Origin of the sequence: Microcoleus sp. (assembly GCF_049646505.1) — a bacterium.
Taxonomy (GTDB): Bacteria; Cyanobacteriota; Cyanobacteriia; order Cyanobacteriales; family Microcoleaceae; genus Microcoleus.
Map to the genome: position 1 here is coordinate 1 of NZ_JBARVX010000642.1, position 15,516 is coordinate 15,516.

At 43.9% G+C, this 15,516-nt stretch carries 18 protein-coding genes; 9 read left to right on the forward strand and 9 right to left on the reverse strand.

Annotated features, from left to right (window positions below; all coding sequences use genetic code 11):
* Positions 1–101 precede the first annotated feature (101 nt).
* The 4 genes from WBA89_RS29550 to WBA89_RS29565 all read right to left on the reverse strand — a co-directional run bounded on the left by WBA89_RS29550 (position 102) and on the right by WBA89_RS29565 (position 2,212).
* Complete coding sequence (locus tag WBA89_RS29550; protein ID WP_424411196.1) at positions 102–236, reverse strand: hypothetical protein; 135 nt, start codon at positions 234–236, stop codon at positions 102–104.
* Positions 237–508: 272 nt separating this feature from the next.
* On the reverse strand, positions 509–793 hold the full coding sequence (locus WBA89_RS29555; protein ID WP_424411198.1) for a tetratricopeptide repeat protein: 285 nt from the start codon (positions 791–793) through the stop codon (positions 509–511).
* A gap of 167 nt (positions 794–960) precedes the next feature.
* Positions 961–1,875 carry a branched-chain amino acid transaminase gene (locus WBA89_RS29560; protein WP_424411200.1) on the reverse strand — a complete coding sequence of 305 codons (915 nt, stop codon included), beginning with the start codon at positions 1,873–1,875 and terminating at the stop codon, positions 961–963.
* Between the two features lie 154 nt (positions 1,876–2,029).
* Positions 2,030–2,212, reverse strand: coding sequence for a hypothetical protein (locus WBA89_RS29565; protein ID WP_228055993.1), 183 nt, complete (start codon positions 2,210–2,212; stop codon positions 2,030–2,032).
* A gap of 20 nt (positions 2,213–2,232) precedes the next feature.
* On the opposite strand from WBA89_RS29565, the gene WBA89_RS29570 reads away from it, so the two are divergent.
* The 3 genes from WBA89_RS29570 (at position 2,233) to WBA89_RS29580 (ending at position 4,657) form a co-directional block, all read left to right on the forward strand.
* Positions 2,233–2,601: a Lin0512 family protein gene (locus tag WBA89_RS29570; RefSeq protein WP_193971185.1), complete on the forward strand. Its 369-nt coding sequence runs from the start codon at positions 2,233–2,235 to the stop codon at positions 2,599–2,601.
* A gap of 304 nt (positions 2,602–2,905) precedes the next feature.
* Positions 2,906–3,385, forward strand: a complete 480-nt coding sequence (locus WBA89_RS29575) for a YqhA family protein (RefSeq protein WP_424411203.1) — start codon at positions 2,906–2,908, stop codon at positions 3,383–3,385.
* Between the two features lie 552 nt (positions 3,386–3,937).
* Complete coding sequence (locus tag WBA89_RS29580; RefSeq protein ID WP_424411205.1) at positions 3,938–4,657, forward strand: methyltransferase; 720 nt, start codon at positions 3,938–3,940, stop codon at positions 4,655–4,657.
* A gap of 183 nt (positions 4,658–4,840) precedes the next feature.
* Here WBA89_RS29580 and WBA89_RS29585 read toward each other — a convergent pair whose 3' ends face one another.
* The 4 genes from WBA89_RS29585 to WBA89_RS29600 form a co-directional block, all read right to left on the reverse strand.
* Positions 4,841–5,941 (reverse strand): iron-containing redox enzyme family protein, encoded by a 1,101-nt coding sequence (locus tag WBA89_RS29585; protein WP_424411207.1) that lies wholly within the window; start codon positions 5,939–5,941, stop codon positions 4,841–4,843.
* A gap of 179 nt (positions 5,942–6,120) precedes the next feature.
* Complete coding sequence (locus tag WBA89_RS29590) at positions 6,121–7,422, reverse strand: sterol desaturase family protein (protein ID WP_424411209.1); 1,302 nt, start codon at positions 7,420–7,422, stop codon at positions 6,121–6,123.
* Positions 7,423–7,437: 15 nt separating this feature from the next.
* Positions 7,438–8,331, reverse strand: a complete 894-nt coding sequence (locus WBA89_RS29595) for a type IV pilin-like G/H family protein (RefSeq protein ID WP_424411211.1) — start codon at positions 8,329–8,331, stop codon at positions 7,438–7,440.
* A gap of 432 nt (positions 8,332–8,763) precedes the next feature.
* Positions 8,764–9,330: a type IV pilin-like G/H family protein gene (locus WBA89_RS29600; RefSeq protein WP_424411213.1), complete on the reverse strand. Its 567-nt coding sequence runs from the start codon at positions 9,328–9,330 to the stop codon at positions 8,764–8,766.
* A gap of 209 nt (positions 9,331–9,539) precedes the next feature.
* On the opposite strand from WBA89_RS29600, the gene WBA89_RS29605 reads away from it, so the two are divergent.
* A complete protein-coding gene (locus WBA89_RS29605) occupies positions 9,540–10,100 on the forward strand; it encodes a Uma2 family endonuclease (protein ID WP_193971175.1) in 561 nt (186 codons plus the stop codon).
* A 120-nt stretch (positions 10,101–10,220) separates the two neighbouring features.
* Here WBA89_RS29605 and WBA89_RS29610 read toward each other — a convergent pair whose 3' ends face one another.
* Positions 10,221–11,597 carry an AAA-like domain-containing protein gene (locus WBA89_RS29610; protein WP_424411215.1) on the reverse strand — a complete coding sequence of 459 codons (1,377 nt, stop codon included), beginning with the start codon at positions 11,595–11,597 and terminating at the stop codon, positions 10,221–10,223.
* 357 nt (positions 11,598–11,954) lie between these two features.
* Here WBA89_RS29610 and WBA89_RS29615 point away from each other — a divergent pair, with 357 nt between their 5' ends.
* The 5 genes from WBA89_RS29615 to WBA89_RS29635 form a co-directional block, all read left to right on the forward strand.
* On the forward strand, positions 11,955–12,494 hold the full coding sequence (locus WBA89_RS29615; protein ID WP_424411217.1) for an NfeD family protein: 540 nt from the start codon (positions 11,955–11,957) through the stop codon (positions 12,492–12,494).
* Between the two features lie 95 nt (positions 12,495–12,589).
* The gene (locus WBA89_RS29620) at positions 12,590–13,150 is read left to right on the forward strand and encodes an SPFH domain-containing protein (RefSeq protein WP_424411219.1); all 561 of its coding nucleotides are present in this window, start codon (positions 12,590–12,592) and stop codon (positions 13,148–13,150) included.
* 142 nt (positions 13,151–13,292) lie between these two features.
* Positions 13,293–13,808 carry a type IV pilin-like G/H family protein gene (locus tag WBA89_RS29625; RefSeq protein ID WP_424411221.1) on the forward strand — a complete coding sequence of 172 codons (516 nt, stop codon included), beginning with the start codon at positions 13,293–13,295 and terminating at the stop codon, positions 13,806–13,808.
* A gap of 107 nt (positions 13,809–13,915) precedes the next feature.
* A complete protein-coding gene (locus tag WBA89_RS29630) occupies positions 13,916–14,419 on the forward strand; it encodes a type IV pilin-like G/H family protein (protein WP_424411223.1) in 504 nt (167 codons plus the stop codon).
* Between the two features lie 19 nt (positions 14,420–14,438).
* Positions 14,439–15,516: AAA-like domain-containing protein (locus WBA89_RS29635; protein WP_424411225.1), on the forward strand; the 1,078-nt coding region annotated here is incomplete at its 3' end.

The window sequence follows — 15,516 nt, forward strand, 5'->3', positions numbered from 1 at the left end:
AGGGGAACTGGAAGGGAACTGGAACCTGGAGGGGAATGGGAAGTGGCGCGATCACTTGTTGTGAAGAAAAGAGGCGATCGCATTATATTTACGAGCAGAAGTTAGAGTGCAATCACTTTTGGTAAATCAACGGTGCGATCGCTGTTTCCGATCAAAAATACCAGAATAGGAATAGTTTTTCTGTACTCAATCAATAAGGCGATCGCAAACCAAGTGTCTGAGTGCAACAGAAACATAAGCCTTACTCATTCGTCACGATACCCTGAGCTTTAGTGCGATCGCCATCTTGTAGTAACGCACCAAAACAACTGATCGCGGTGCGTTACAGCGGATTGTGATATCTCGTTATTTGGCAAAAGTTGTCACCAACACACCCTACTTGTTTCTACTTTAAGAATGCAGGAATCTTAGGATTATAGCTATTATTTTATAGCGAGTTTTCTCGAAGATAGTATGCAATTTTACGCGGCTGTTTTGTGTGAGTAAACTTTGTTCGATCGTTCGGACTTTAGTCCTTAAACCTAATTTCATTGTGCAGGGCACCCCAAGGAACTAAAAGCATATCAGCTATTTGCGATTGTCCTCTAGCCCTGTAGATATCCATAGCTTTCTCATAATCTTCAATTCCCCCTTGTAGGTCTCCAGTTCCTGTTCTAGCAGTAGCACGGATCATATAAGCTTCTACAAAGTCAGGATTGAGATTAATTGCTTGAGTAAAAGCTTCAACTGCTTCATGGTACAGCCCTCTGCGACCGAGGTCGAATCCTTGTTCATAAAATTCTTGAGCTTCCATCGCATTTCTTAATTTCTGCTATTCATCTCGCTTGCATAAAGGAGCGAGTCATGGTTCGCAGTGAGGACTTTTGTCACGAAAAGAAGGACTGAAGTCCTCACTACAAACGGGACTGCAGTGAGGAATTTAGTTCTTAAAAGCAGGACTGAAATCCTCACTACAAACGGTTAATTAAGATCGATCGCAAATACCCAGTCTTTGTACTTGCTGTCGCGATTTTCGATAATCCCGGTGAGTTTGTCCAAAATCTTTTCGGTGATGGGTCGGTTTTTGGGCAATTGATAGTTTTCTATTCGGTTGATTGGGGTAATTTTTGCTGCGGTTCCGCAGAGGAAAATCTCGTCTGCAATCAACAGTTCTGATTTATCAACTGGTCTTTCTATGACTTCTATTCCTAAGTCTCTGGCGATAGTTATAACGCTGTCTCTGGTAATTCCTTCGAGGATATCTTGATCGAAACCTGGTGTCACTAATTTACCGTTTCGGGCGACAAATATGTTCATTCCTGAAGCTTCGCTGACTTTTCCTTGGGTGTTCATCATAATCGCTTCGTCGAAGCCGGATTCTACTGCTTCTGTTTTGGCTAAGGCTGAGGTGATGTAAGCGCCGCTAATTTTACCTCTTAATGGTAAGCTGCGGTCTTCTTGGCGGTACCAAGAGCTAATTCTACAGTTAACTCCTGCTTTGGGTAAGTAATCGGAAAGTTCTAATCCGTAGACAAAGAAGTCTGTTTCTACGTTGTGGAGTCGGGGGGCAATTCCTAAGCTGGATGTGTAGACGAAAGGGCGGATGTAAAATGATTTTGTGGGCTGGTTTTTGTGGACAAAATCAATGATTATCTGTTGAATTTTGTCGGCGGGTAAATCGCAGTGGAGGAAGCTGGCACTTTGGCTTAATCTTTGACAGTGGCGGTCTAATCTAAATAGTAAGATGCGATCGGCATTTTCGGGGTCGGGTATTCCTCGCAACCCGCCTAATACTCCGGTTCCGTAGTGCAGTGCGTGAGTGGCTATGGAAATGTTGGCGTCGGTAAATGGGAGAAATTGGTTTTGAAAGTAGGCAATTGGTAGAAAACTATCCATGATTGAAGCTGGCGATGAGTTGGGCAGTCCGCGAGGAATGGTGAATTCGGTTATATTACCATAAGTTGGACGATTTGAGACTTGAGATTTGATTGGATTGAGAATGATTGATGAGTGTCGGGCTTTGGCGCTTGGATGCAGTTGTATTCTTTGTTTAAATTATGATGATTGTTTTGTGGTTGTGTCGATCGATAAAATAATCTAAATTGCGGTAGATTTGGTGGATAATTGTTTTGGTTGAGAGTGCGATCGTCTTTGTTGGCGCAGCCTCAGTACGGGGGGCTTTGCTCTGAAGAGGGGACGGATCGCGAAAGCTGGCGCTAACTATTGCTAACAAAAATTAACCCAGGGGTAACTGTGGCACGTAAATGTTTCATCATTGAAATGGGGATGGGTATTGACCAGCACGGACAGGAACCGACTGTAGCCTGTGCAAGGGCTGTACGGAATGCGATCGCCCACAATGCTTTGCTGGGTGTCTGGGAAGTGGCGGGTTTGAGCGATCCAAATCAAATGATTGTGGAGGTTAAGGTGGCTGTTCCTTACCCGGAACAAGTGCGGCCCGATGAGGTATTGGCGGTGCTGCCTTTTGGTAGCAAAACTCTGATTGTCGAGCAAGGGGGGATGGTGGTGGCCGGAAGGGCGATCGCCTCTCTGAATGATAAAAATGATGAAATGCTGATTGCTGTGGCGGCTGTGACTGTTTTTGTGGAAACTGAGGATTAATTTTGTGTTGTTTGAATAAATTGGCGGTGAAGTGCGCTCCCATAGCTACAAGCTTCGCCCGTCGGGCGATCTCACTTTTGTACAAGCTCTGACGCAGATGCACTTGCTTTGACTTTCGCCGTCTGCTCCGAAGGCTAACTCAGGGCTGTACGAGGCGAAACCGGGTGACACGAGATTGAGCAGCAGCGGAGCGTTTGAGCATAATTGCTTGTGAGTGCGATCGGGCAAACGCTGATATAGTTAAAAGTCAAAGGTATGCCAGAGAAAGGTTGTTCTCTAACAAATTTCCCACTGGACATCAACTATGCTGCATCGAATTCTTGCCAAAAGTCGGTATCTAATGTTAATTGCTGTAATCGGTTCTTTTGCAGCTTCTGTGACGCTTTTGATTTACGGTGCCCTGGAAACTATCACTACCATCGCGCACACAACTACAGGATCGATTTCCAGTGAAAACTCAAAAAAACTGATTTTGTCCTGTGTGGAAGTTGTAGATTTGTTTCTGTTAGCCACAGTATTTTACATTACGGCACTCGGACTTTACGAGCTGTTTATTGATGAGCGCATTAAAGTACCCATCTGGCTGGAAATTCACACCATCGACGACCTCAAAACCAAACTCACCAGCGTGATTGTCGTCGTATTGAGCGTATTGTTTCTCGCGGAGGTAGTGAGGTGGAACGGCGGGACTAACATCCTTCCCCTCGGAGCAAGTATCGCTTTAGTAATAGCTTCGCTGACGTATTTTCTGAGTTCGCAGGTCAAAAAAACCAAGTCTGATTAATCCATGTTTTAGCGGGTAAATTACCCACACTTTGCTGAACCAGCCACCAAAACATTTATGTTTACGATCGCAATAATAATTTAAATATTACATCTGTCCTAAGATTGAGATAAGTTTTGTCTTAAAAGGCCTTTTAGAGAGAGGAAGTTAGTTGTTTATAGTAGATAAGATAGAATTAGTTTTTAATAATTGAAGACCATTATGTCCGAACAGCAATTTGACACATTACCTTCACAAGCACAAGAATTTCCCCAAGGGGCGCAGCAAATTTTTTAGGCTACTTTTAAGAGCGCTACCGAGTAACATACCCTTTTTATGCTGTAGCAAAAGTGCGTCGCTCGGCTATTCGCCATCCGCGGTATTTGTTTGTGGAGCCGCACCCTAGACAGTCATGGACGATCGAGGGGTTTTTTCCCGGATTTAGTATGAAGTCCTAACTGCAAACCCAGTAGTGTATGGATGACTGATAATTCAAAAAATAGCTCTTGCGACAGATGGCTGCACTATTAATTATTCGATATTTTGAAAACAGTAAACTTTGTTACAGAATTTATGCTCACTTCATCCACTCCTCTAAAACAGGTATTCCACTGCCCGGAAGAATCGGATTTTTACTCGCACTGCTTGGAAAGTTTAGTGTTAAATGCCAGCGACAATTCTCGACTTATCGTAGAGTTTGGTTCTGGTGAGGGAAGTCCAGTTATTAAGTCTTTGCTGAGAACAGATTTTGACGGGGAAATACAGGGATTTGAGCTAAATAATGTAGCTTGGAAAATTGCTCAATCTCAAATTAAGCAATATCAACTCAGCGAAAAATACAAGGTCAACAATTGTTCTTTTTTTGATTCGCCTTTATACGATTCGGCGGATTGTATAATCTCGAATCCGCCTTATTTGCCTGCGGTGGATAACAAGATTTATCAACCGCTGTTGCACGGCGGGAGTGATGGTTCTACAATTGCTAGAAAACTTTTATCTTTGGGATGCGATCAAGTTTTGCTGATGGTTTCTAGCTATTCTAATCCTGTGGGTTTGATCGATTATGCCTTGGATAGAGGCTACTCGGTGGCGAATTTTGAGATTGCACCTTTAAATTTTGGCTATTACAGTTCGGAACCAAAGGTGAAAAGCGCGATCGCCAGTCTCCGCAAACAGGGAATGGCTTTTTATTCGGAAAATATCTATCTGCTGGCGGGTGTTTTGTTTAAGCAGCAGCAAAAGTCGCAAAGAGATTTGTCGATCGAGCTAATTCAATTAATGACTGCTTTTTAAAATACAGGTTGGGTTGGGTGCATCTGAGATGTTGCACCATTGTCAGCAACAGGCTGTCCGGCCTGTTCCACAAGAAATACACTCTTTTAGGAACAGGCCGGACAGCCTGTTCCTAAAAGGCTTATTGAGAACGGTGCAATATCTAGGGTGCATCAGTCTCTGACGCACCCTGCGAGATAGCTGTTAATTTTGTTGTGCGGCTTGGATCGATCGCACCACAGCAGCCCCAGCCCGATCGCCGATCGACTTCTCCTGATCGTAGCCCAACACCAGTTCCCACGCTTCCTGCGGGTATTTGTCAGCCAGCGGGATCGCCACTTCATCAAGCATCCAGCGCCCGTGACGTTCGTCTTCGCGGATGTGCAGTTCCCAGTAACCCATTGCAGCTTGCGAGAGGTTCAGCCGCTTGGCGGCAGCGAGATAATTGCGGTAAGCGACGGGCCCGGCTACTTCAAAATAGGTGAGTCCGCCGTTGTAGCGCAGAAAATGGCGCTTGCGTTCGGTAAGCAAGAAGTTGTGGTTGATGCTGGCGAGGACTTCCCAAGGTACTAAATCAAAGTAGGCTTCGGGTTCCGTGCTCATGCCGAATTCTGCCAGCATTTGGGCAAAATAGGTGGAGTGCTTGCGGGCTAAGCGACCGCCGCCGTATTCTTCGATCAGCACCCGCGTCAGGGTTGACTGAATTTCGTTGCCGGCACCGCCGATGATGCGAGAAACCCGGCTGGCTTCGACTAAACCGTCGAAGGAGGCGATCGCCAGCAGGTGTCTGTATCCCGCTTCTGTCATCTGTTCTCGCAAATAGCGGTCGATCTCGGTGAGTTCTGGATCGACATCGGCGGCGGCGCGATCGCGCAGGGCTTGCTTGACATCCTCGCTGTTTTGCAGGGCTGCAACGTCGATTTGGGCGCTTTCCCACTCCTGCCAAGATGCTTCGATGCGATCGCGCACGGAACGCAAATAGTGCGATCGCTCGTTGTTGTAGCGGCGCAAATCGTCGTACCAAAATAAGTTGAGTCTGTTGATGCGGTACAGCACGCGCTGCAAGAAGCGGTGGGCGCTATCGTCGCCGTCCGGTTCCTGATAGGCCTGGCGCAGCGCAAAGGCGATCGCACTTTCAAAATCGCTAACAAGTAACGGTTTTGCAGCCACCGTTTTGTCTAAATCATCCACCTCTAATAAGTTGACAAATTGGCGATCGGCTGCTTCATAATTTGGAAGTGCGGGTTGCTTTTTAGGAAGACTCGGCGAGTCGATTTTGGGGAGTAAGTCTGCGGTATTTTGCATGGAATCAAGTTATGTTAACTCAAATTATTGTGCAGCTTGCCAGCACAGCCAACCGTTGCAGATTGCTGAATATTTTTTTTGCTGCTTATTTTCAAGATACCGAATCATTCACCTCGATACACCTTTCTATTGATAGATATTTTTTAGTTTTCCTTATTCTCTGCTTTTGCTTTAGCTAACTAATTACTTCTGACTGTCTCTGGGAGCGATCGAGTAATTGGCGCTAATATTTCAGCGTCTTGTTTAGCAGGCACAGCTTCCCGCCACGCTGTGATACCGCCAGAGAGGAAAGCTAACTTCAAATTAGTTTTTTGCAATTTTTGGTATGCTTTAACCGATCGCCCTCCCCGCGCACAATAAAGTACAATCGTTGGTTGAGGTTGATTGGATTTGACAATCGATCGAGCAATAGCTTGCACTTGCTTGATACCGAATCCAGCTTCAATGTCAATCAGGGGAACCAGCGGACTTTCACCGATGCGATCTTCTGCGTACTCTTCGGGCGATCGCACGTCAATCAAAATCACCGGTTTCAACTTACCTTGCTGCAATTCGGCAACAGTTACTTGTTGAGAATTCCAACTGGCAATAAAAGTAGGGATGTCCATGTGATTGATTAAAGCCATTACAGTCAAAGAACTAATCGCGATCGAACTCAGACCAAGAATTACAGGTAAGGGGCGAAAATAGCGATCGATACCTAGTTTTAACCTGTTATTTAGCATTTTAATTTTTCTGATAAATGGATAGAGTATTTGTCCGAGATAGCCAGCAGGTATCGAATTAGAGACACCATATCGATCGGGCATTTTTTTTGTTGGCATATAGAGGGTGCCAAATAGTAAATCTAACAGCGGCAACTGAACGGCAAAATTTTTGTTGTGGATTTTAGGACTTTTACTGTGATGCCAGTGATGGAATTGCGGCGTGGCGACGAACCATTTGAGCGGGCCAAACTTGATAGTAATGTTAGCATGAATTAAAAAGGCGATCGCCGCCGAATAAAGAGCATAAACCGCAAAAGCTTCCTTAGTAAATCCCAACCAGTAAAGAGGCATCATTTTGCAAATCTGAGTAAAGAGTTGCTCGCAGGGATGCACCCGCACTGCTGCCAACCAATCCATGTGTTCGATGCTGTGATGGACTGCATGATATTGCCAAAGCCAGGGTATTTCATGCAGCAGTCGGTGAGCGATGTAATATGCCAGATCGGAAATTACAATTGCTTCTAAAAACTGCAACCAGATAGGTTGAGAGGCTATTTTGCTTTGCAATTCCGAGTTGAGTAAATCAGTCATCAGCGACAAGGTTACAGCCACAATAATAGCGCCTGCCCGGCCAATAAAGTGACCTGTAAAAAAATAGGTAGCATCGGTTGCCCAGCCGCGACGGAATATCTTTTGCTTGTGCAAGGAAAAGATTCTTTCGAGAGGCATGAAGATGCAAGTTAAGATGATGAACCCTTTGACTACTTCTGGCATAATTTTTGTCAATATTTACTTGCTCACTTCCACAGTGCCATCACCACAGACAGGAACACCATTCTGAAGGATAGGATTAGCTGGTTGGGTCTTCCCAAAAGAAGTAGCTCCACACAGAATAGATACAGTAGTCTTTGCATCATTAGCTGCTGGGGAAACAGGTACTAAAAATACAGCCCCGACATAGCTAGTAAGACTCTTTCTTTCGTGGCTAGATACCGCATAACTAAACGCAGCATTTTTGATAGATATGGTTGAATATTTATAGTTGGGTGTTTGAGTTTTAATGTTGATACCCAGGTCATTAACGGAATTGGGAAATGCACCTTTATCTGCAAAATAAGCTTGTTGAGCGCGGTTCATTGAGCCAAGATATTGCTTACCTTCTGACTGCCTTGCTTTAAGGGAACAATCCAGAAAAGAAGGGAGGGCGATGTGAGCAAGTATCCCAATAATTATCAGAACCACAAAAGGTTCAATAATCCGTAAAGTTCCTCCACCAGATTTATGTTCTTTTATGGGCAGGAAATGTGGCTGATAAGTTTTTGCCACAGATTTACATTTTTTGATGGTTTGCAAATCTTGCCGATCGACTGTTGCGACAGATTTACGTTGTTTGATAGGTTGCAAATTTGTGCGATCGGTTGTGGGGACAGATTTAGGTTCTTTGAGGGGTTGCAAATTTGTGCGATCGGTTTTTGGGACAGATTTAGGTTCTTTGAGGGGTTGCAAATTTGTGCGATCGACTGTGGCGACAGATTTAGGTTCTGTGATGGGTTGCAAATCTTGCCGATGGCTTGTAGTGACAGATTTACGTTCTTTGATGGGCCGATCGGGTTGATAAGTTTTTACCGAAGCTTCCGATTTTTGGTTGATTTGATTGAGTTCAGGCTTTTCTTTAAGCTGCATAATAGTTCTCCAAATGTTTTACACCAGAGGTTTTCAGACGATGATTCGTTTGAGGCGATGTGCGATATTCAGCTTTGAAGTAGCGCCTCTTTGACCTTCGATCGAGGATTTGCAAACCTGGGCGATCGCACTTTCTACCATATTTCTATTAAATCACGTGACTATTTGACTTCTCATCGACTTCTCATCGACTTCTCATCGACTTTTGAATGACTGTCAGACTAATTGGCACTTAGGAATGAAAATTTAAGAACTTACCATTTTTATTTTTCTTGTGGGACGGGCGGGACGCCCATCCCACAATTATGTGTAAATTATTTAATTCGCGATCCTTAGTGGTATGGTGCGTCGCTCTAAAATCTTTCGCAAGGGGCGAGAATTGTTCGTGGCGACGCACCCTACTTTTACTTCTGGCATAATTTTTGTCGATATTTACTTCGTAACTTCCACAGTGCCATCACCACAGACAGAAACACCATTCTGAAGGATAGGAGTAGGCGGTTGGGTCTTCCCAAAAGAAGTACCTTCACACAAAATGGCTACAGTAGTCTTTTCATTTTTAGCTGCTGGGGAAACAGGTACTAAAAATACAGCCCCGACATAGCTACGAAGATTATTGTTGCTACGGGCTACACCATAACTAAACACAGCATTTTCTGTAGCGCCGATTGAATAGTTATAGTTGATTGTCTGAGTTTTAATGCCAAGGCCCAGGCCAGTAATGGAATTGGAAAATGCGCCTTTGTCTGCGTGTTTTGCTTGTTGGGCGCGGTTCATTGAGCTAACATATTGCTTAGCTTCTGACTGTTTCGCTTTATTGGAACAGCCGAGAAAAGCAGGGAGGGCGATCGCAGAAAGGATTACAATTATCATGATCACAATAGTGAGTTCCACTAAAGTGAATCCCGCATCGTTTTTTTGATTAGGAGGAATGTTTTTTTTTGAAAATTGTGCTTGTTTGTTGAGTGGTTCGAGGAGAGGATTTGTTTTAAGCTGCACGATCGTTCTCCAAATGAGTTAGCAGATGATTGGGGTGAGGTTCCCAAAGCTTGCGTACTGCGCCTTTGTTCTCTTCTATGTCTATTAAATCACCAAGCTATTTGAGTTCTCATCGACTTCTCATCGACTTCTCATCGACTTTAGACATTAGTGGTATTTAATAGGGCGACTGACTATAATTGAATAAATGATTAGAGGAACAGTAAGTTATGGCTGTGCAGTTGCTCAAAAGACTTTTCACAGTAGAAGAATACCATCAAATGTGTAAAGCTGGGATTCTTTCAGAGGGCGATCGCATAGAATTGATAGAAGGAGAACTTGTGCAAATGGCTGCTATTGGAACTCGTCATGCTTCCTCTGTGAGGCGCTTAGCCAGACTGTGCAGCCAAATTCCCGAAAATTTGGCTACTTTTGACGTGCAGAACCCCGTTCAGTTGAGCGATCGCACTGAGCCGCAACCCGATCTAGTATTGTTACAACCTCGCGCCGATTATTATTCAACCGCCCACCCCCTCCCATCTGAAGTGTTACTATTAATAGAAGTAGCTGACACTTCAATAGATTATGACAGAGACGTGAAACTTCCTATTTATGCCCGATCGCAAATTCAGGAAGTATGGATAGTCAATTTGCAGGAAAACTGCTTGGAAGTTTACCGCCAGCCGACTGTTAACGGTTACAGTTTAATGCTCAGGTTTTGGCGGGGCGACAAAGTTTCGCCGCTGGCTTTTCCCGAATTTGTAGTTAGTGTGGATTTGGCGATCGGCTAAATAAGGATTATACCATTTTAGATTTTAGATTTTAGATTTTAGATTTGGGAATGACTTAGTGGATATGGGTTTGAAGTTTGCTTAGAGTTGCATTATTTTTTGATTTCAGGATTATTTGCATTATAGCCGATCGCCAAAATACTCCTGATACAACCGACATCTCGCAATACAATCATTTCCCTCCAATTTCACCAACCCCATACTATTTAACTTAAACCCCAATTCTGACCTCAATCGCACTGGCTGGGAAACACTCACAACCTCTCTCATCGCCTCCATCAATTCCGCATATTTATCTAAATTCCACAAATGCCGTCGCAAATGATCGCTGTAAATTCCCGCTTCAGTAGCTGAAGATTTCACCAACTGATTTAAAGTCACATCTTGACGTGCAATATGATACATTCCCAGCCGCACTAAATAAGGATTTCCGCCTACTAAACCCATTAATTCGGCAATGTCCTCCGCACTCCAATTCAATCCGTGCCGCAGTGCCAAATCTTGCACTTGCTGCCCATCAAACTCCGGCAATTCGATCGGCAATCCCACATTAAACGGCGATTTATTCACATCCAGTGGGATATAAACTTCTGTCGAATGCACTACAATTAAGCGAAACTTTTTCCAGATATCTCGCCGCTTGGCTTCTTCGTGCAAAGCCCGCAACAATCCAAAAAAGTCGTCGGCAATTTCCGGGCATTCAAACAGGCGATCGCACTCATCCAAACCCAATGTCAGAGGCGCTGACGATTCTGACAGTAAATACTGTTCAAAATAAGCCTTGCAGCACTGATTGCTGCCAATCAAATCTGCTAATTCCCAGCACTTCGGCAACTGTTCCAGCATTTCCAATTCTTGACCGACGCTAGCACAAAACCACTGCAAAAACGTATCTGAATTAGCAAAAACTCTCCTATTTGCTAATTGAAAACTCAGCGCTACTGTCCGAGAACCTTGCTGTTCTGCATGATGCAAAATCCGCGCCATTAAAGAAGTTTTGCCCATCTGTCTGGGAGCTTTGATGCGGATCAGCGCCCCCGGTTGGAGGACGGTTTCATAACAGCGAGATTCGATGGGAGGGCGATCGATATAAAAATAAGAAGCTAAATCTACTTGTCCTCCCGGCAATTCTGGTGCGGCTGCTGGCAAGGGTTGAATTATTGACTGTTTTGTGGTAGGAATATTGCTTAAATTGACAGCTAATTCATGGCCTGGACTGGATTGGGCGATCGCAATTTTTGCAGATATTGGCAACACCTCATCGAGCGCCGATTCCGCCTCAAAATCGGCTATATCGCGCCATTCCTGGCCCAATCCGCGACAAATTTCGATGAAATTGGCATAATCCACAGGTTTGCCATTCAGGAAATGACTGACAGTAGATTGGGCTATCCCTAAATCCTCAGCCAAGATTTTCTGACTGGGGAAGCCATTTCTCAGCAGAGACGATTTAATTGCGGGAATGCACTGGAGACGCAGCCTGAGCGATCGAGGCATTGCTTATAACGATCGAGACACTAAAACCATCATAAATGCCACCGTCCCCAAAGTCGATAAAAAGTCGATGAAAAGTCGATTTAAGACTCAAATATTGAGAAATATCGTTGTTACGGCAAGTCTAGATCCCCCTAAATCCCCCTTAAAAAGGGGGACTTTGAACACTTCCGGTCCCCCCCTTCTTAAGGGGGGCTAGGGGGGATCGAAATCTAGTAGTCTTGCCAAGATTCTGTAACTACTCCTAAAGTCGATGAAAAGTCGATGAATTCTCGAAGAAGTCACTCACGAACTCAAATAGCGGCCTGATTAGATGAGAAATAACAAGGTTGAATCGCATCAAAACGAGGTAAAAGCATTGTGCATTCTCTCCTAATTTTGTCGCTAGCGTTAGCCACTAATCAACCGGGTTTCGCTTTCACACCGCCGATGTTTTGGTTGCTGCTAGGGGTTGTACTAAGTGCGATCGATCTATTTATCCAAAAAACTCAGCCCCAAAGATACAGGTTTTACGCGCTGATGATGGGAGTTGCTGCTCTAATTTCATCCTTTATTTTGTGGAGAGGATCAGTAGCATTTCAGTTTGATTGGGCGAACGTAATGTATGAAGATTTTGACTGGCAGATATCCTACTGGATGGGAATTTCTCTCGCCCTAAGTATCTGGATTAGACCGATTTTCATTGTTCGCAAAAAGTTTGTAATTCCCGAAGCCACCGCAGCCACAACTATCTCCGAAATTTTATCGGGAGAAATCGGAATGGTGATTTATGAAGGTGCTTCTTGGAAAGCTCGCAATGAAGATTCCGAACTAATCGCACGCCGACAAAAAGTTTACGTTTTGCGCCGGGAAGGAAACACGCTGATTGTGATACCTGACAGATTGATTGGTAACAGTTAACTGCTCGATCGGCGATTGAAATCGCTTCTTGTCAAACAAAGTCCGCCTTCGCGGACTAAGAAATCAACTATCAACTATTTACCAGGAGATTCACTATGTATCAGTATTTTTTGATGGTGTTGTTTGCAATCACTGGAGTATCTTTAGTCAGTAGCGTTAAAATCGTCCGTCAAGGAGATGAAGCTTTAGTTGAGATTTTCGGAAAGTACGATCGCAAAAAACTCGAACCCGGTTTAACATTTCTGATTCCGTTTGTCGAAACAGTCGCTTACAAACAAACTCTGCGCGAGCAAATGTTAAAACTGCCACCGCAACAATGTGCAACTCGCGATCGGGTTTTTGTCACCCTTGACTTTATTGTGTACTGGCGAGTAATTGACTTAGAAAAAGCTTCCTACAAAGTGCAGAATCTCAAGGAAGCCATGTTCAATATGCTGATTCTTTCGATTCGGACTCAGATTGCTCAATTAAGTGTCGAGGAACTTCATACAGCTCGCCATCAACTCAATAATACTTTAGTGGAGGAGTTGGATACAACGACCGATCCCTGGGGTGTGAAGTTTACGAGGGTGGAATTGCGCGATTTTGTAGTCGGCAGTAAAGCGATTAAACCCGAATATTCCGACAAAAAAGAAGCACAAAAGTTGCGATATTAGGGATTATTCTTACCTACTCCTCCTCGTTCCTCCTCGTTACCAGGCTCCGCCTGGTGACGCAGATCCAGAGGCTCTGCCTCGCTGCATTTAATTGAGATTTTAGGACTAAAGTCCTGACTACAAACAAAGAGGATGCAATACCATGAGTCCCAAAAAAAATCTGTTATCTAACCTTTCACTTTATCGTTACGAATGCTTGCTGTTTTTAATCTACGTCGGAGTAATTGGCGTGCTAGCTCGCCCCTCATTTATTAATGAGGTAATTCTGGAAATTCCCTCGGAACCAAAACAGTATGTTAGCTCAATGAACAGAGAGCAGAAAGCCTATTTCGCTCAAAAAAACACTTTTGCTAATTCGGTTGAAGCGTTGGGAACAGGCATTCAAACTGAAACCCCAAATTACAAGTATTTAGTTCGCGCCACCAAGCAAGCTGCTTTTAATTATGGAGTATCTAAGCACTCAAAAAGTATAAGTTATGTCGGCGGTGTCTTTGTAGTTCCTGCTAAAGAAGTTGAGCCAAATGCTGCAAAAGATGAACTCAAGACATTAGCCATATTGTGCAAAGCTGATTCTCCCGGTGCAATTCAACCGCCAGTACCCACTTATCAAAATGGTAAAACTGCTTGCGGTAAAGGCACGACAGCAGTAACAGAATAATCGAATTCTAGGGCGGATAATGACAGCAGATTACAAACTCAAATCGGCATTTAATTCACTTTTTGAGGACTAAAGTCCTTACTACAAACAAATAGGAGACTAATACCATGCGTCAAGAAAATTCTAAGCCAGTTAATGGTTGCGGATGTTTAGTGCTTTTAATGTGCATTGGAGTATTGACCGCGATCGCTCTACCATCTTATCTGAGTAGTGTAAATGGTGGTAAGCAATCGGAAGGCAAACATTATATTAGTTTTATGAACAAAACTCAGCAAGCTAAATTTGCAAAAAAAGGTGCTTTTAGCGATCATATTCCTGATTTAGGACTTGACATTGAAACAAAAACAAAATGGTACAAATATTCAATTCGCGCTACTAATAAGGCAGCCTTTAATTACGGAGTATCCAAGCAAGAAGGACCTAAAAGTTATGTCGGCGGTGTGTTTGTAGTTCCTGCTAAAGCAGTTGAGCCAAATGCTGCTCAAGATGAAATGACAACAACATCCATCTTGTGCGAAACTGATTCTGACGGTACAATTAAACCAGCAGAACCAATTTATCAAAATGGCAAAGTTATTTGCGGTAAAGGCACAACACAAGTGACCAAATAATTCAACTATAGGCAAAATTATGACAGTCGATTACCAATATCAAATCGGCGGCAGTCTCCCGCAAGATGCACCTACTTATGTGGTGCGACAAGCTGACTCGGAACTTTATCAAGCCCTGAAAGCGGGAGAGTTTTGTTATGTGCTCAATTCCCGACAAATGGGCAAATCTAGTTTGTTGGTGCGAACTGTACAAAAGCTTTCGGCTGATGGCGTTGCTTGTGCTACGATCGACCTTTCGGACATTGGCAACCAGCAAGTCTCCCTCGACAAGTGGTACGGCGGCGTTGCTTACAAACTTTTGTGCAATTTCAACCTGTTTAACGCAGTCGAGTTTATGACTTGGTGGCGGGAGAGAGAATTGATGTCCCCAGTCCAACGTTTAGGAGAGTTAATTGAAGAGTTATTGCTGGTAAAGATTTCTCAAAACATTGTCATTTTTATTGATGAAATTGATAGCGTTCTCAGTTTCAAAGAATCCCTTGATGATTTTTTTGCCTTGATTAGATCGTGCTACAATAAACGCGCTCACAAATCAGAATATCAGCGGTTGACATTTGTGTTGCTGGGAGTCGCTACGCCGTCGGATTTAATTAGCGATGCCACTCGCACGCCGTTTAATATTGGTCGCGCGATCGAACTTCAGGGTTTTAAGTTACACGAATCTTTGCCTTTGGTCAAGGGGTTTGAGGGTAAAGTTGACAATTATCAAGAAGTTTTACAAGAGATTTTGGAGTGGACTGGCGGTCAACCGTTTCTGACTCAAAAGCTTTGTAAATTGATTGTTCAAGGGCAGGAATTAGGAAGAAAAACTGAAGTCCTTACTACGAACCGATTGTTGATTGGGGAGATAGTGCAATCTCAGATTATTAATAATTGGGAAGCTGCTGATGAACCAGTGCATTTGAAGACAATTCGCGATCGCCTCCTCAGAAATCAGCACCGCGCTAGTAGATTATTAGGACTATACCAAAAAATATTGCTCGTTTCAGAACCCTCCTTCTTAAGGGGGGCTGGGGGGATCGAAAAAATATTGCCTGTTTCAGAACCCTCCTTCTTAAGGGGGGCTGGGGGGATCGAATCCGATGATACTCCAGAAC

Excerpts from the sequence above, each read along its gene's own strand:
- WBA89_RS29550 (WP_424411196.1), bottom strand. The coding sequence starts at position 236 with ATGTTTCTGTTGCACTCAGACACTTGGTTTGCGATCGCCTTATTGATT.
- WBA89_RS29555 (WP_424411198.1), bottom strand. The coding sequence starts at position 793 with ATGGAAGCTCAAGAATTTTATGAACAAGGATTCGACCTCGGTCGCAGA.
- WBA89_RS29560 (WP_424411200.1), bottom strand. The coding sequence starts at position 1,875 with ATGGATAGTTTTCTACCAATTGCCTACTTTCAAAACCAATTTCTCCCA.
- WBA89_RS29575 (WP_424411203.1), top strand. The coding sequence starts at position 2,906 with ATGCTGCATCGAATTCTTGCCAAAAGTCGGTATCTAATGTTAATTGCT.
- WBA89_RS29580 (WP_424411205.1), top strand. The coding sequence starts at position 3,938 with ATGCTCACTTCATCCACTCCTCTAAAACAGGTATTCCACTGCCCGGAA.
- WBA89_RS29585 (WP_424411207.1), bottom strand. The coding sequence starts at position 5,941 with ATGCAAAATACCGCAGACTTACTCCCCAAAATCGACTCGCCGAGTCTT.
- WBA89_RS29590 (WP_424411209.1), bottom strand. The coding sequence starts at position 7,422 with ATGCCAGAAGTAGTCAAAGGGTTCATCATCTTAACTTGCATCTTCATG.
- WBA89_RS29595 (WP_424411211.1), bottom strand. The coding sequence starts at position 8,331 with ATGCAGCTTAAAGAAAAGCCTGAACTCAATCAAATCAACCAAAAATCG.
- WBA89_RS29605 (WP_193971175.1), top strand. The coding sequence starts at position 9,540 with ATGGCTGTGCAGTTGCTCAAAAGACTTTTCACAGTAGAAGAATACCAT.
- WBA89_RS29610 (WP_424411215.1), bottom strand. The coding sequence starts at position 11,597 with ATGCCTCGATCGCTCAGGCTGCGTCTCCAGTGCATTCCCGCAATTAAA.
- WBA89_RS29620 (WP_424411219.1), top strand. The coding sequence starts at position 12,590 with ATGTATCAGTATTTTTTGATGGTGTTGTTTGCAATCACTGGAGTATCT.
- WBA89_RS29625 (WP_424411221.1), top strand. The coding sequence starts at position 13,293 with ATGAGTCCCAAAAAAAATCTGTTATCTAACCTTTCACTTTATCGTTAC.
- WBA89_RS29630 (WP_424411223.1), top strand. The coding sequence starts at position 13,916 with ATGCGTCAAGAAAATTCTAAGCCAGTTAATGGTTGCGGATGTTTAGTG.